Source organism: Wenjunlia vitaminophila DSM 41686, from assembly GCF_000380165.1.
GTDB classification, from domain to species: domain Bacteria; phylum Actinomycetota; class Actinomycetes; order Streptomycetales; family Streptomycetaceae; genus Wenjunlia; species Wenjunlia vitaminophila.
In genome coordinates this window covers 286,097-300,338 of the sequence record NZ_KB904634.1, presented here as the reverse complement: position 1 = coordinate 300,338, position 14,242 = coordinate 286,097, and the positions used below count along the sequence as shown (strand labels likewise).

The 14,242-nt window shown below is 73.2% G+C and carries 13 protein-coding genes and 1 riboswitch; of the genes, 11 read left to right on the top strand and 2 right to left on the bottom strand.

Translation table 11 applies throughout. The features are described from left to right. Nucleotides 1–62: 62 nt before the first annotated feature. Nucleotides 63–1,352, bottom strand: coding sequence for an MFS transporter (locus A3IG_RS0101195; RefSeq protein ID WP_018381712.1), 1,290 nt, complete (start codon nucleotides 1,350–1,352; stop codon nucleotides 63–65). Nucleotides 1,353–1,429: 77 nt separating this feature from the next. Between A3IG_RS0101195 and A3IG_RS0101190 the strand changes: the two genes are divergently transcribed. From A3IG_RS0101190 to A3IG_RS0101140, 11 genes are all read left to right on the top strand, one after another. Beyond that, nucleotides 1,430–2,611: an ROK family transcriptional regulator gene (locus tag A3IG_RS0101190; RefSeq protein ID WP_018381711.1), complete on the top strand. Its 1,182-nt coding sequence runs from the start codon at nucleotides 1,430–1,432 to the stop codon at nucleotides 2,609–2,611. 191 nt (nucleotides 2,612–2,802) lie between these two features. Continuing rightward, nucleotides 2,803–2,933: riboswitch (FMN riboswitch) on the top strand. Between the two features lie 184 nt (nucleotides 2,934–3,117). After that, nucleotides 3,118–4,236, top strand: coding sequence for a bifunctional diaminohydroxyphosphoribosylaminopyrimidine deaminase/5-amino-6-(5-phosphoribosylamino)uracil reductase RibD (gene ribD / locus A3IG_RS0101185; protein ID WP_018381710.1), 1,119 nt, complete (start codon nucleotides 3,118–3,120; stop codon nucleotides 4,234–4,236). Continuing rightward, nucleotides 4,237–4,851 carry a riboflavin synthase gene (locus A3IG_RS0101180; protein WP_018381709.1) on the top strand — a complete coding sequence of 205 codons (615 nt, stop codon included), beginning with the start codon at nucleotides 4,237–4,239 and terminating at the stop codon, nucleotides 4,849–4,851. Next, entirely contained in the window at nucleotides 4,848–5,507 is a 660-nt protein-coding gene (locus A3IG_RS0101175) for a nicotinamide mononucleotide transporter family protein (RefSeq protein WP_026219772.1), read from the top strand. The genes A3IG_RS0101180 and A3IG_RS0101175 overlap by 4 nt, the downstream gene beginning before the upstream one ends. Continuing rightward, nucleotides 5,504–6,781, top strand: a complete 1,278-nt coding sequence (locus A3IG_RS0101170; protein WP_018381707.1) for a bifunctional 3,4-dihydroxy-2-butanone-4-phosphate synthase/GTP cyclohydrolase II — start codon at nucleotides 5,504–5,506, stop codon at nucleotides 6,779–6,781. The genes A3IG_RS0101175 and A3IG_RS0101170 overlap by 4 nt, the downstream gene beginning before the upstream one ends. 98 nt (nucleotides 6,782–6,879) lie before the next feature. Further along, nucleotides 6,880–7,383: a 6,7-dimethyl-8-ribityllumazine synthase gene (gene ribH, locus A3IG_RS0101165; RefSeq protein ID WP_018381706.1), complete on the top strand. Its 504-nt coding sequence runs from the start codon at nucleotides 6,880–6,882 to the stop codon at nucleotides 7,381–7,383. 20 nt (nucleotides 7,384–7,403) lie between these two features. Beyond that, entirely contained in the window at nucleotides 7,404–7,673 is a 270-nt protein-coding gene (locus tag A3IG_RS0101160) for a phosphoribosyl-ATP diphosphatase (protein ID WP_018381705.1), read from the top strand. Nucleotides 7,674–7,770: 97 nt separating this feature from the next. Next, the gene (hisG, locus tag A3IG_RS0101155; RefSeq protein ID WP_018381704.1) at nucleotides 7,771–8,619 is read left to right on the top strand and encodes an ATP phosphoribosyltransferase; all 849 of its coding nucleotides are present in this window, start codon (nucleotides 7,771–7,773) and stop codon (nucleotides 8,617–8,619) included. A gap of 75 nt (nucleotides 8,620–8,694) precedes the next feature. After that, nucleotides 8,695–9,180 carry a PH domain-containing protein gene (locus A3IG_RS0101150; protein WP_018381703.1) on the top strand — a complete coding sequence of 162 codons (486 nt, stop codon included), beginning with the start codon at nucleotides 8,695–8,697 and terminating at the stop codon, nucleotides 9,178–9,180. A gap of 204 nt (nucleotides 9,181–9,384) precedes the next feature. After that, complete coding sequence (locus A3IG_RS0101145) at nucleotides 9,385–10,737, top strand: hemolysin family protein (protein WP_018381702.1); 1,353 nt, start codon at nucleotides 9,385–9,387, stop codon at nucleotides 10,735–10,737. Further along, entirely contained in the window at nucleotides 10,734–11,804 is a 1,071-nt protein-coding gene (locus A3IG_RS0101140) for a hemolysin family protein (protein ID WP_018381701.1), read from the top strand. Before A3IG_RS0101145 ends, A3IG_RS0101140 begins: the two co-directional genes overlap by 4 nt. A 293-nt stretch (nucleotides 11,805–12,097) precedes the next feature. Here A3IG_RS0101140 and A3IG_RS0101135 read toward each other — a convergent pair whose 3' ends face one another. Further along, entirely contained in the window at nucleotides 12,098–13,951 is a 1,854-nt protein-coding gene (locus A3IG_RS0101135) for an AAA family ATPase (RefSeq protein ID WP_051087339.1), read from the bottom strand. Nucleotides 13,952–14,242 lie beyond the last annotated feature (291 nt).

The window sequence follows — 14,242 nt, the reverse complement described above, 5'->3', positions numbered from 1 at the left end:
CCGGGGCGGGTGCCCGTGGTCGGCGCCGTCCCGTCCCAGTCCCTCGAGGGCCGGTGCGGCCTTCAGCCGGTCTGGCCCCGGCCGCGCGCCGTGGGGTCCGGTGGTGCCGCTCCGGGGCGCGCGGCTCCCGGCTCCGTCGCCGGTCCGTCCGTGGTGGTCGGACGTTGGCCCGCCCCGCGCCGGCCCAGCACGCCGGCGAAGACGATCAGCAGGCTGGTGCCCACGGTCACCAGGCCGAAGGACAGCCGCAGGGTGGTGGCGTCCGCGATGGCCCCGAAGGCCGCGGGCGCGACGAGCGAGGTGGCGTAGGTGATGGTGGCGACCCCGGCGATGGCCTGGCTGGGCGCGCCGTCGGTCTGTCCTGCGGCGGCGAACGCCAGCGGCACCACCACCGCTATGCCGACGCCGAGCAGGGCGAAGCCGGCGATGGCCTGGCCCGGGGAGGCCGCGGTCACCACCAGCAGCCCGCCCAGGGAGGCCAGGACCCCGCTGAACCGCACCGTCCGTGCCGGTCCGAACCGCCGCACCAGCGCGTCCCCGGCCAGCCGGGCGGCGGCCATGGTGCAGGCGAACGCCGTGAAACTGGCGGCGGCGACGCTGGAGGACGTTCCGGTGACGTCCTTGAGGTAGACGCCCGACCAGTCCATGCTGGCGCCCTCGGCGAAGACCGCGCACATTCCCACGGCGCCGATCGCCAGTGCCGACCTGGGGGGCAGGGCGAACCTCGGGGGCGCCTCCTGGTCCGGTTCCGACCGCACGTCCAGCAGGTTCCGGCAGACCCAGAGTCCCGTCGCCACCAGCACGCCGCCCACCACGGGCAGGTGCAGGTCGGCGCCGACCCCGGCGTGGGTGGCCGCCACCGCGACGGCGGAGCCGATCAGCGCTCCGGCGCTCCACATGCCGTGCAGCCCGGACATGATGGACCGTCCGTACTTGCGTTCCACCTCCACGCCCTGGCCGTTCATGGCCACGTCCGCCATCCCCGCCGTCGCCCCGTAGAGGAACAGCGCCGCGCACAGCCAGGGCAGGGCGGGGGTCTGGACCGGCAGCGCCAGGGCCGCGCAGTAGACGACGATCAGCCAGCGGACCGCGGCCCGACCGCCGAAGCGGTGCACCATCCAGCCGGCGAGGGGCATGGCGACGGAGGCGCCGATCGCCGGGAAGGACAGGGCCAGGCCGAGCTGTCCCGCGCTGAGGTCGAGGTGGTCGCGGAGCCATGGGATGCGGGTGGCGAAGGTGCCACTGACGCAACCGTGGATCGTGAAGACCGTGGCGACGGCGATCCTGGCGCGGCGGATCACTGAGGTGTCCCGGCCGGGGAGGCCCGAACCGGAGGGGGTGGCGTGTGGCATGGCCGTAAATTATCAGGCAGCCTTCCTGATAGAAACGGGAAAAGCCGCCAACTGGTCCGTCTGCGAGGATCACCACCATGAACACCGTGCGCACGGCGTCCCCGCGAACCGCCCGCGCCCTCAACGACAGGTTCGCGCTCGACCTCCTGGCCGACCACGGACCGCTGACCGCCAACCAGCTCAAACAGGCCATGGGGCTCTCCCGCCCGACCGTGGCCGACCTGCTCCAACGACTCGCGGACCGCGGCCTGGTCGCGGTGGTCGGGGAGAGCGGCGCAGTCCGCCGCGGCCCCAACGCGCGGCTCTACGGGCTCGTGGCCTCCCGGGCCCACATCGCCGCCGTGGACGTGCGCACCCACAGCGTGGCCTTCGCGGTCACCGACCTCGCCGGCAGGGACGTCACCGAGGTCACCCTTCCGGTCGATCCCACCCGGCCCGCCGCGCACCTCGTGGAGTCCGCCGTCGCCGCGCTGGACGAGACCCTGCGCGGGGCCGGCGTACGCACCCTGCACACCCTCGCGGTGGGCGCCCCCGGCCTGGTCGATCCGGCAACCGGGGAGCTCTCCCGCGCGGGCGGGCTCCCCGACTGGCACGGACTGCTGGTCGCCGCGCTCCGGGAGCACCTGCCGGCGCGGGTGCTCCTCGACAACGAGGTCAACCTCGCGGGTGTCGCCGAGCTCCGCACCGGCGCGGCCCGTGACCGGGACACCTTCGTGCTGGTGTGGCTGGGACACGGCGTCGGCGCGGCGGTGATCCTCGACGGCAGGCTGCGCCGCGGCTCCTCAGGCGGCACCGGCGAGATCGGCTTCCTGCCGGTGCCCGGCACGGCGGGACTGCCCACGGCCACCGCGTGCGACGGGGGGTTCCACTCCCTGGCCGCGAGCTCCGCGGTCTGCGCGCTCGCCAGGGAACACGGGCTCGCGACCTCCGGGGAGGACGACGCCGCCGCTGCCGAGGAGGTGCTGCGCGCAGCCGTGACCGGCGGGGCCACGGGGTTCCTGGACGAGCTCGCCGGCCGGATCGCCGTCGGCGCCGCCGCCGTCGCCTCGGTCCTGGACCCCGGCTGCGTGGTGCTCGGCGGCGAGGTCGGCCGGGCCGGGGGCAAGGAACTGGCCAGCCGGGTGGGTTCCCGGCTGGCCGAGCTGTCGCCGCTGCGCACCGAGGTGCTGGCCGGGACCGTCGAGGGCAGTCCGGTGCTGCGCGGCGCCGTGGTCACCGCGCTCGACGCGGCACGCGACGACGTGTTCGCCACGGACTGAACCCCCGGAGTCCACCGACGCCCGGCGGCCGCCAGGGGCGTCCACCGGTCAGAACCACTGGCTCGGACAAGGTCCGTACTGACGCGGCGCGGTGGCCGGGCTGGAACCCCGCTCGAGTGACCCAGCGCACAGCCGTCCAGGCTCTCCGGCCGCCGAGCCGCCATGGCACACTGGACGCGTATCAGTGACGTTCGCGCACTCCGGGGTCGGTGAAACTCCGAACCGGCGGTTACAGTCCGCGACCCGGCCGCAGCCAGCGGCCGGTTGACCAGGTGAAATTCCTGGACCGACGGTGAAAGTCCGGATGGGAGGCAGTGCGCGGCGGGCGAGCACCGGTACGCCGTCCTCGACGGCCGGGTCGGCCATGTCCTCATGGCTTTCCGTCTCGCGGCTGGGGTCTCCCGTGTCCGCGACCGGCTTCCCTGCCTCGACGTGCGTACGGTGGTGCGCCGTCCGCGTCCTTCCCTTCCCCGGAGTCCGCGCCCACAGGTGGCAGGAGGACTTCGGTGGCCCCGATCGACGAAGCCGACGCCATGCGGCGTGCCGTCGGGCTCGCCGCCCGCGGCCTCGGCGCGACCAGCCCCAACCCCGTCGTCGGCTGCGTGGTCCTGGACGCCGCCGGCGAAGTCGTCGGCGAGGGGTGGCACCAGCGCGCCGGCGGCCCCCACGCCGAGGTCCACGCCCTGCGGGCCGCCGGGGAACGCGCCCGAGGCGGCACCGCCGTGGTCACCCTCGAGCCGTGCGACCACACCGGACGCACGGGCCCCTGTTCCCAGGCCCTGATCGGCGCCGGGATCGCCCGGGTCGTCTACGCCGTCACCGACCCCACCCCCACCGCCACCGGCGGCGCCGCCACCCTGTTCGCCGCGGGCGTGGACGTGGCCGGCGGACTGCTGGCGGACGAGGCCACCGCGGTCAACGAGGCGTGGCTGACCTCGGTGCTGCGCCGCCGCCCGTTCGTGCTGTGGAAGTACGCGGCGACCCTGGACGGCCGGATCGCGGCCGCCGACGGCACCAGCCGCTGGATCACCGGGAGCCAGGCCAGGGCCGACGTGCACCGACTGCGTGCCGAGGCCGACGCCGTGGTGGTCGGCTCCGGGACCCTGCGCGCCGACGACCCCCACCTCGCCCACCGCGACGCCCCCCGCCCCGACGTCCCCCAGCCGCTCCGCGTGGTGGTGGACACCCATGCCACCGTCAAACCCGACGCCCGGGTGCTGGACGCCGCCGCCCCCACCCTGCTGTGCGTGGGCCGGGACGCCGCCACCGGGCACCTCCCGGGCCTCGACGTGCTGCGGCTGCCCCCCGCCCGGGACGGGCGCGGGTTGGACCTGACCGCGCTGCTCGCGGCGCTCCACGACCGCCAGGTCCGTTCCGTCCTGCTCGAGGGCGGACCCACCCTGGCCGGTTCGTTCCTCGCCGCCGGGCTGGTCGACAAGGTCGTCGGCTACCTCGCCCCGGCGCTGCTCGGCGCCGGCCCCTCCGTCGTCCACGGCGTCGGAATCCACACCATCACGCAGGCCCTGCGGCTCGATGTCGCCGACGTCACGCGACTCGGCGTGGACCTGCGCGTCACCGCTTATCCCCGGACGCACCCCGCGCCCGGCGTACTCGAGGAGAGCTGAGTGTTCACCGGAATCGTCGAAGAGCTTGGCGAGGTCGTCGAGGCGCAGGAACTGGGGGACTCCTCCCGGTTCCGGTTCCGCGGGCCACTGGTCACCAAGGACGCGCGGCACGGGGACTCCATCGCGGTCAACGGCGTCTGCCTGACCGTGGTGGACACGCAGGACGGTGAGTTCACCGCGGACGTGATGGCCGAGACCCTCAAGCGCACCAGCCTGGGTGCGCTGGCCCCCGGCTCCCGGGTCAACCTGGAGCGGCCCATGGCCCTCGGCGGGCGCCTGGGCGGCCACCTGGTGCAGGGCCACGTGGACGGCGTCGGCGAGATCGTCCGCCGCACCCCGGGTGAGCGCTGGGAGGTGGTCGCCGTCGCACTGCCCGCGGAGCTGAGCCGCTACGTGGTCGCCAAGGGTTCCATCGCGGTGGACGGGGTCAGCCTGACCGTGGTCGCCGCGGAGCGGGACCACTTCACCGTCAGCCTGATCCCGACCACCCTCGCCGCCACCACCCTCGGCTTCAAGCAGCCGGGCGACCCGGTCAACCTCGAGGTGGACGTGCTCGCCAAGTACGTGGAGCGGCTGCTGGACCAGGACGCGGACCCCGCGGGGGTGGCCGGGTGACTGGCGTGGACTGGCTCAACGGGACCGCGTTCGAGGTCTTCGACCAACACGTCATCTGGTCCGACATGATCGGCAACCTGCTGGGGCTCACCGCGCTGGCCCTGGGCTGGCGCCGTTCGATGTGGACCTGGCCGGCGCAACTGCTGTCCGGTGCCGTCCTGATCACCGCGTATCTGTCCGCGCAGCTCGGCGGGGGCGTGGGCAAACAGCTCCTGGTCGTCGGCGTGGCCTGCTGGGGCTGGACCCGGTGGCGGAACGGCAGCCGCGGCGGGACGGGTCGGATCACGGTCCGGTTCGCCACCTGGCCGGAACGCATCGCCCTGGTCGGCGGCACCGCCGCGGGCACCCTCGCCGTGGGCTGGCTGTTCAGCGCGTTCCCCACCCTGTCCTGGAACCCCTGGCCGGACGCGTACATCTTCGTGGGCACGCTCGCCGCGATGGTGGCCCAGGCCCGCGGCCTGGTGGAGTTCTGGTTCGCCTGGCTCGCGGTGGACCTCGTCGGCGTCCCCCTCGCCCTCACCAGCGGCCTGGCCTTCTCCGGCCTCGTCTACTGCATCTACTTCGCCCTGGTGCTGCTCGGCCTGCGCGCCTGGTGGCAGCGCACCCGCAGCACCACGTCCCCGGGTCGGCCCGTCCTGGAAGGAGCAGCAGCGTGACCGTCACCCCAGCACCCCGACAGGTGCCGACCGAGGAGGACCTCACCCTCGACCCGATCGAGCGGGCCGTCGCCGACATCGCGGCGGGCCGGCCGGTCGTGGTCGTGGACGACGCGGACCGGGAGAACGAGGGCGACCTGGTCGTCGCCGCGCAACTCGTCACCCCCGAGGTGATCGCCTTCATGATGGCCGAGTGCCGCGGCCTGATCTGCGTGCCGATGCGCGGCACCGACCTGGACCGGCTCAAGCTGGAGCAGATGGTCCAGGACAACACCGAGAGCATGCGCACCGCGTTCACCGTCTCCGTGGACGCCAAGCACGGCACCACCACCGGCATCTCCGCCGCCGACCGGGCCCACACCGCCCGGGCCCTGGCGGACCCCGAGTCCGTCCCCGGCGACTTCGTCCGGCCCGGACACGTCTTCCCGCTGCGCGCCCGGGAGGGCGGGGTGCTGGCCCGGGACGGCCACACCGAGGCCGGCATCGACCTGGCCCGGCTCGCCGGCCTCCACCCGGCCGCGGTGATCTGCGAGATCGCCAACGCGGACGGCACCATGGCCCGGCTGCCCGAACTGGTCCCGTTCGCCCGCAGGCACGGGCTGGCGATCGTCTCCATCGAGGACCTGATCGCCTACCGCCGCCGCGTCGAGCCGGCGGTGCGCCGCGAGGCCGACACCGCCCTGCCCACCGCGCACGGCACCTTCCGGGCGTTCGGTTACCGCAGCGAGGCCGACGGCGCGGAACACATCGCGCTGGTGGCCGGGGAACTCGCCGACGGGCGCCTGCTGGACGGCGAGGACGTCCTGGTGCGCGTCCACTCCGAGTGCCTCACCGGCGACGTCCTCGGTTCCCAGCGCTGCGACTGTGGCCCGCAGCTCCAGGCGTCCCTGGCCCGGATCGCCGACGAGGGCCGCGGCGTGGTGGTCTACCTGCGCGGACACGAGGGACGCGGCATCGGCCTGCTGCACAAGCTGCGGGCCTACCAACTCCAGGAGGTCGGTCGGGACACCCTCGACGCCAACCTCGACCTCGGCCTGCCCGCCGACGCCCGGGACTACGGGGCCGGCGCCTCGATCCTGACCGACCTCGGCGTGCGCTCGCTGCGCCTGCTGACCAACAACCCCGACAAGACGTCCGCGCTGACCAGGCACGGTCTGCTGGTGCTCGGCCGCGAACCGCTGCCGGCCCCCGCGGGCGAGCACAACCTGCGGTACCTGCGGACCAAGAGGGACCGGATGGGGCACGACCTGCCCTGGCTCGGCGACCCGGCCTGAGGCCGGCCGGCCCCGGGGCGCCGGGCCGGGGCAGTGGCCCGGCGGACCGGTCGGGGCGACACGAACAGTTACTCCTACCCCTAAGGATCTGAAGAGACGTGAGTGGCAAGGGCGCACCAGAGATCTCCGTGGCCCCGTGCGAGGGCCTGAAGGTGGCGGTCGTCGCCGCGCAGTGGCACGACAAGGTGATGGACGGGCTGCTCGACGGGGCACTGCGGGCGCTGGCCGGGCTCGGGGTCACCGAGCCCACCGTCGTGCGGGTGCCCGGCAGCTTCGAGCTGCCGGTGGCGGCCCGGGTGCTGGCCGACCGCGGTCATGACGCGGTGGTGGCGCTCGGGGTGGTGATCCGCGGTGGCACGCCCCACTTCGACTACGTCTGCCAGGGCGTGACCGCGGGGCTGACCCAGGTGAGCGTGGAGACCGGGGTGCCGGTCGGCTTCGGCGTGCTGACCTGCGACACCGAGGAGCAGGCGGTGGACAGGGCGGGGCTGCCCGGGTCCGTCGAGGACAAGGGGCACGAGGCGGCCACCGCCGCGGTGGCCACCGTGGTGGCCCTGCGTTCCGCCGCCGCGGCCATGGCGGTGACCGCCAGCTCCGGGTGACCCGGTAAGTTGGGGGCACCATGGGCAAGACATTCGACGAGCTGTTCACCGAGCTCAAGCACAAGGCCGCCACCGGCGACCCCGCCTCCTCCCGCACCGCCGAGCTGGTGGCCGCGGGGGTGCACACCATCGGCAAGAAGGTCGTCGAGGAGGCCGCCGAGGTGTGGATGGCAGCCGAGCACGAGGGCGCCGACCGCACCGCGGAGGAGATCTCCCAGTTGCTGTACCACCTTCAGGTGATGATGGTGGCCCGCGGCATTGACCTCGACGACGTCTACGCTCATCTGTAGCCGACGGAACCGCGGCGCGCCCCCGGCCCGCCGTGGTCTCCCCGGCCCACCGTCCTCCCCACCACCGCCCCCACCACCGCGAAGGGTCTGACCTGACATGCTCCGCATCGCCCTCCCCAACAAGGGTTCACTGTCCGAGCCTGCGTCGGCGATGCTCCATGAGGCCGGCTACCTCCAGCGCAAGGACGCGCGCGAGTTGGTCCTCGTCGATCCGCAGAACAACGTGGAGTTCTTCTTCCTGCGTCCGAGGGACATCGCCGTCTACGTCGGCTCCGGGCGGCTCGACCTGGGCATCACGGGGCGGGACCTGCTGCTGGACTCCGGGGCGTCGGCCGAGGAGATCATGCAGCTCGGCTTCGGCCGCTCCAAGTTCCGCTTCGCCACCCGTCCGGGTACCGCCAAGGACGTCAGCGAGTTCGGCGGGATGACCGTCGCCACGTCGCTGCCCGGAGTGGTCGCCAAGCACCTCGCCGACCGCGGCGTGGACGCCGCGGTGGTCCGCCTGGACGGCGCGGTGGAGACCGCCGTCCAACTCGGGGTGGCCGAGGTGATCGCCGACGTGGTGGAGACGGGCACCACCCTGCGCAACGCCGGCCTGGAGATCATCAGCGACCCCATCCTGGAGTCCGAGGCCGTGGTGGTCCGCCGGATCGGGGCGGAGCGGGACGAGCCGCGGGTCACGCAGTTCCTGCGGCGCCTCCAGGGGGTCCTGGTCGCCCGGAGCTACGTGATGATGGACTACGACATCAGGGCCGAGCACGTGGACAAGGCCATAGGGCTCACGCCGGGGCTGGAGTCGCCCACCGTGTCCCCGCTGCACAACGAGGGCTGGGTGGCGGTCCGGGCCATGGTGCCGCGGTCCGAGGCGCAGCAGATCATGGACGATCTGTGGGAGGTCGGGGCCCGGGCCATCCTGGTCACCGACATCCACGCCTGCCGGCTGTGACGCCTCCCGGGCTCCGCTCCCGGTGACCAGGACCAGCCGCAGACGACCCGCCGAAGACGACGAGAAGGCGCCCCCGTGTCAGCCACCGCCGACCTGCCCGAACTTCCGATCACGTTCCGGCCCCGGCGCACCCGTGTGGTGCTGCTGAGCATAGGTACGGCGCTGCTCGTCGTCTTCGCCGTGATCGCCGTGCTGCTGCCCGGCGGCTCCGGGAGCGGCTCGTGGAACGTCGCCGACCGGCTCACCTTCGTGGGCACCGGTCTGCTGATCTTCGGCGTGCTGGTGGTGCTGTCCCGACCGAAGGTCATGGTGGACCAGGCGGGCGTGACGGTGGTCAACCTCACGGTCAAGCGGCGCCTGGAATGGGCCGAACTGATCCGGGTGAACCTCCGCGCCGGTGACCCCTGGGTCTACCTGGACCTGGCCGACGGCACCACCCTGGCCGCCATGGGCATCCAGACCGGTGCGGGCAAGGCCCAGGCCATCCGGGACGCCCGGGCGCTGCGTGCGCTGGCCGAGGTCCGGGGCAGCGCCGCGGAGGACCCCCGGGGCACCGACTGACATCACCGGCCTGCTTTGTCTACTCTTGAACCACTGGTGTGCCCCCTGTGCGCCCCCGCCGACGTGGGCCGCGGGCTGCACCGCGTCGTTCTCGTCGTCCGACCGCCTTCTACTCGAGGAGTGACACTCTCCGACGATGGACCCATCGTCCTGTAGTACCTGCGCCACCTTGTCCGCCCTGGTGCGGCGCGAGGAGGTGGCGGAATGACCGTCCCACTGCTGCTGCTCGCCGCGGCGTTCGTGTTGATCCTGGCCAACGGCTTCTTCGTGGCCACCGAATTCGGTCTGGTGGCCGTGGACCGGCCGGCGGTGGAGCGGGCCGCCGCGGAGGGCGACCGCCGGGCCCGCAACGTGCTGCGGGCGCTGCGCAAGCTCTCCTTCCAGCTCTCCGGCACCCAGCTCGGCATCACCATCACCTCGCTGGTGGTCGGCATGCTCGCCCAGCCCGCCCTGGCCGAACTGCTCGGCGGACCGCTCACCGCGACGGGCGTGCCCAGCTCCGCGGTGCCGGGCACCGCCGTGGTGGTGGGCATGCTGCTGGCCAGCGCGGTGCAGATGGTCCTCGGGGAGCTGGTCCCGAAGAACTGGGCGATCTCCCGCCCCCTGGACGTGGCCCGGTTCGTCGCCGGTCCCCACCAGGCGTTCTCCGCGGCCTTCAAGCCGATGATCACTTTTCTCAACAGCTCGGCCAACCGCCTGGTGCGGGCGCTGGGCGTGGAGCCCGCCGAGGAACTGGCGTCCGCCAGGTCACCGGCCGAGCTGGTGTCCCTGGTCCGGCACTCCGCGCGGGCCGGGGCACTGGAGGAGGACACCGCCGACCTGTTCGTGCGGACCATCAGCCTCACCGAGCTGACCGCGCAGTCCGTGATGACCCCCCGGGTGCGGGTCTCCGCCCTGGAGGACACCGCGACCGCCGCGGACGTCGTCAACCTCACCCGGGCCACCGGGCTGTCCCGGTTCCCGGTGTACCGGGAACGCCTGGACGAGGTGATCGGCGTGGTCCACCTCAAGGACGCCCTCGCGGTGCCGGCCGCGGAACGGACCCGCAGGACCGTGGGGCGGATCGCGGTGGCCCCGCTGCTGGTGCCCGAGACCCTCCCGGTGCAGCCGCTGCTCGAGCGGCTGCGCAGGGAACAGCCGATGGCCGTGGTGGTGGACGAGTACGGCGGGACCGCCGGCGTCGTCACCCTGGAGGACATCGTCGAGGAACTGGTCGGTGAGGTGCGCGACGAGCACGACGCCGCGGCGCTGCCCGAACTGGCCCCCGCCCCCGCCGAGGGCGGGCACCCCGCCTGGGACGCGGACGGGAGCTGCCGGGTGGACCTGCTGGGAAGGGTCGGCCTCGAAGCCCCGCCCGGCCCCTACGAGACGGTCGCGGGCCTCGTCGCCGACCTGCTGGGACGGATTCCCGAACGCGACGACGTGGTCACCCTGCCCGGCTGGCGGCTGCGGGTGCGCCACGTGGGCCACCACAGGGCGGAACGGGTGCGGCTGGTGCGGGTGGGCCGGGCCGAGCCGACGCAGCCGTCCGGACGCCCCGGGGAGGCACCGCGATGACCGCGCTGCAACTGCTGTTCTTCGGGCTGCTGCTGCTCGGCAACGCCTTCTTCGTCGGCGCCGAGTTCGCGCTGGTGTCGGTGCGGCGCGACCAGATGGAACCGCTCGCCCTCCAGCACCGGCGTGCCCGTACCGTCATCTACGGCCTCGAACACCTGTCGCTGATGCTGGCGGCGGCCCAGTTCGGGATCACCGTGTGCTCCCTGGCCCTCGGTGCCATCGCCGAGCCGACGGTCGCCCACCTGCTCGAGGGGCCGTTCCACGCCGTGAGCGTGCCCGGCCACCTGATCCACCCGATCTCCTACGTCATCGCCCTGGCCGTGGTGGTCTTCCTCCACCTGGTCATCGGCGAGATGGTGCCCAAGAACATCGCCATGGCCAAGCCGGAGAAGACCGCGCTGTGGCTGGGCGTCGCCCTCGTCGGCTTCACCCGGGCGCTGCGCCCGTTGATAGCGTTCTTCAACGCCTGCGCCAACGCGGTGCTGCGGCTGCTCCGGGTGGAGCCCAAGGACGAGGTCGAGTCGGTGTTCACCAGCGAGGAGCTCTCCCACCTGGTGCAGCACTCCCGGCAGGCCGGGCTGTTGGGACGGGCGGAGCAGGAGCGGCTCGAGGACGTCCTGGAGCTGGGCACCCGCCCGGTGACCGACGTGCTGTTGAAGTATGAGTCGCTGGTGACCGTGGACCCCGCGGTGACGCCGCGCCAACTCGAGGACCTGACCGTGCGCACCGGGTTCTCCCGGTTCCCGATCACCGCCCCCGGCGGCGCCTTCCACGGCTACCTGCACGTCAAGGACGTGCTCGAGCTGGAGGAACCGGACCTGCCGGTGCCCCGGCGGCTGTGGCGGGCGATGGCGGTCCTCGGGGCGGACCTGCCCCTGGACGACGCCCTGACCACGATGCGCAGGGCGGCCTCCCACCTGGCGGCGGTCGAGGACGCGGAGGGCCGGGTGCTGGGCGTGGTGGCCCTGGAGGACGTTCTGGAGATGCTGGTGGGTGAGGTCCACGACCCGGCCCACCGGCCCACCCCGCGCAAGACGCCCCAGTCGGCGGGCCGGGGCAGGACCTAGGGTCCGGTCGCCCAGCAGCACGCGGCTGAGCGTTCGCCCCCGCTGCCGGGCCGGCCCGGCCCGGCAGCGGACGTCCTGTGGTGCACCAACCGGCCGGCCGAGCCGGTGGTGGGGTGCTAGGGCCTGTCTGATGAATCCCGCCTGGGTCGTGACGCCTGGCACGCACGCTCGCTGCGTTGTCGGGATCATCCATGTACGCCCAGTACGAGGACGACCCTCCGCCTTGCGATCGCGCGCACCAGACGCCGCGACCCCCGCCCTCCGGGCGGGGGTCGCTACTTATCAGACAGGCCCTAGTCGCCTGGTGGCTCCTGCTCCCGTCCGTGCAGGTCACGGCCGGCCAGCACCTCGCCGTACGCCTGCATCAGGTCGGGCAGCCGCAGGGTGGACAGGTCCTCCCGGGTGGGCACCGAGGGCATCGTGGACAGCCGCAGGTCGCGGTAGGCGCAGCTCTTCTCGTACAGGGTGCGGACGAACCGCCCGTTGCCCAGTTCGTCGATCCACCACTGGTCCACCACGTACCCGCTGATGCTGCGGAGCTCGTCCAGCGCCTCCTCGTCCCACAGGTCGCCGTTCTCCTCGGCCAGCACCTCCCCGATCCGGGTCAGCTCCGAAGGGCGGTAGCTGGGGAAGTCCACCCGGGTGGTGAACCGGGAGTTCAGCCCGGGATTGGCGGCCAGCAGCCGGTCCATGCCCTCGGGGTACCCGGCGAGGATGACCACCAACCGGTCACGGTTGTCCTCGGCACGCTTCAGCAACACCTGGAGCGCCTCGTCCCCGTAGGCGTCGCCCTTGGAGTAGCCGGAGTTGGCCAGGCTGTACGCCTCATCCACGAACAGCACCCCGCCGAGCGCGGAGTCGATCAGCTCGTTGGCCTTGACCGCGGTCTGCCCGAGGAACTCGCCCACCAGGTCGGCGCGCTGCGCCTCCACCAGGTGCTCGCCCTCCAGCAGTCCCAGCGCGTAGAACACCCGGCCGAGTATCCGGGCGACCGTGGTCTTGCCGGTGCCGGACGGGCCGGAGAAGACGAAGTGCCGTTTCGGCGGCTGGACGGGCAGTCCCTGCCCGGACCGCAGCCGGGCCATCCGGAGCTGGGCGGACAGCGCTCGGACCTGGCGCTTGACCGGTTCCAGGCCGACCATCCGCTCCAGTTCCGCCAGCGCCTGTTCGAGCAGCACGGGATCGGGGGCGGCCAGCACCCCGCCGTTGGACGGCACCGGGGCCACCGGCAGCACCGCCTTCTCCCGGGGGGAGTCGCCGCCCGGCGTGGGCGGCGAGGACGTGGTGGTCGCCCGGGGATCGACGGGCTGCCCGCCGTCGGGATCGCCCATCTGGCTCAGGCCGGTCAACGGGACCGGGGTGAGGTCCTCGGAGTCGTCCAGCCCCTCGCCGACGGTGATCGCCGCCAGTCGGGCCGCGGTGTCCATGAAGGTGGGGTCCACCTGGTGAACCGCCCGGTACAGGGGCAGCGCCGCCGCACTGCGGCCGGTGCCCTCGTACGCCCGACCCAACCAGTAGCGCAACTCCTTGCGCTGCGGCTGCTCGGAGCGGCACCGCATCAGGGCGGTGACGAGCAGCGGTTCCGCCGGTGCGCAGAGCTCGAGCCGCACCCGGGCCATCCCCGCGAACAGGCGGGCCTCGATGCCCAGCACCGGGTCGTCGAGCAGCGGTTCCGTGTGCCGGATGACCTGCTCCCAGTCCTTGACCAGGTAGGCCCGGCACGCGTGCAGGAAACGCACCTGGGGGTCGGTCTCCACGTCCGGGCACAGGGCGAGCGCGGCCTCGAGCTCGTCCACGTGCCGCCCGTCCAGCCAGTGCGAGGCGTGCGCGAGGAGCAGGTCGCGGTGGGTCTCCAGGATCGGCTGCACCCACCAGCCCAGCCAGTACCAGGAGCTGAGCTTGCGCCGGTGGAGTTCGCGTTGTTCCCCGAATCGGTCCCGGTGCCGGTGCATCTGGAGCAGCGCCGTGGGGGTGTCCGCCCGTAGGGCGTGCAGGCCGAGCCAACCGTCGGCCATGCCGGGGTCGAGCCGCACCGCGCTGCGGAACTCCTCCTCGGCCTCCGTGTAGGCACCCACCGTGTAGGCGTCCACGGCACGCAACCAGGCCAGGTCGGCGGGGGTCCCCGAACGATTGGCGCTGATGTCCATCAGGTCCCCCACATGATCTTCCCCCGCGGCCCGCCAGAGTTGGGAACCACCGTATCCCGGGCGGGTGTTGAACGAAGACCGCGCCAACAACCCTTGTCAAACGCGTCCTTTGGCATGGTACCGGCGAGCGAGCGCGGTTCCGTCGTGCGGGTGGGGCCGCCGCGGCTCCGAGCGGGACGATTCGGCCACCGCGACCGCTGAACTGTGGTGACGTTGCGTGATCGACTGGTTGCCGGTCCCGGGTGGTGCCTGGGGCCCTGCGGGGCCCGAAGTGGCGGCCCCGGGAGCCTC

Excerpts from the sequence above, each read along its gene's own strand:
- A3IG_RS0101195 (WP_018381712.1), bottom strand. The coding sequence starts at position 1,352 with ATGCCACACGCCACCCCCTCCGGTTCGGGCCTCCCCGGCCGGGACACC.
- hisG (WP_018381704.1), top strand. The coding sequence starts at position 7,771 with ATGCTCCGCATCGCCCTCCCCAACAAGGGTTCACTGTCCGAGCCTGCG.
- A3IG_RS0101190 (WP_018381711.1), top strand. The coding sequence starts at position 1,430 with ATGAACACCGTGCGCACGGCGTCCCCGCGAACCGCCCGCGCCCTCAAC.
- A3IG_RS0101140 (WP_018381701.1), top strand. The coding sequence starts at position 10,734 with ATGACCGCGCTGCAACTGCTGTTCTTCGGGCTGCTGCTGCTCGGCAAC.
- A3IG_RS0101135 (WP_051087339.1), bottom strand. The coding sequence starts at position 13,951 with ATGGACATCAGCGCCAATCGTTCGGGGACCCCCGCCGACCTGGCCTGG.
- A3IG_RS0101145 (WP_018381702.1), top strand. The coding sequence starts at position 9,385 with ATGACCGTCCCACTGCTGCTGCTCGCCGCGGCGTTCGTGTTGATCCTG.
- A3IG_RS0101160 (WP_018381705.1), top strand. The coding sequence starts at position 7,404 with ATGGGCAAGACATTCGACGAGCTGTTCACCGAGCTCAAGCACAAGGCC.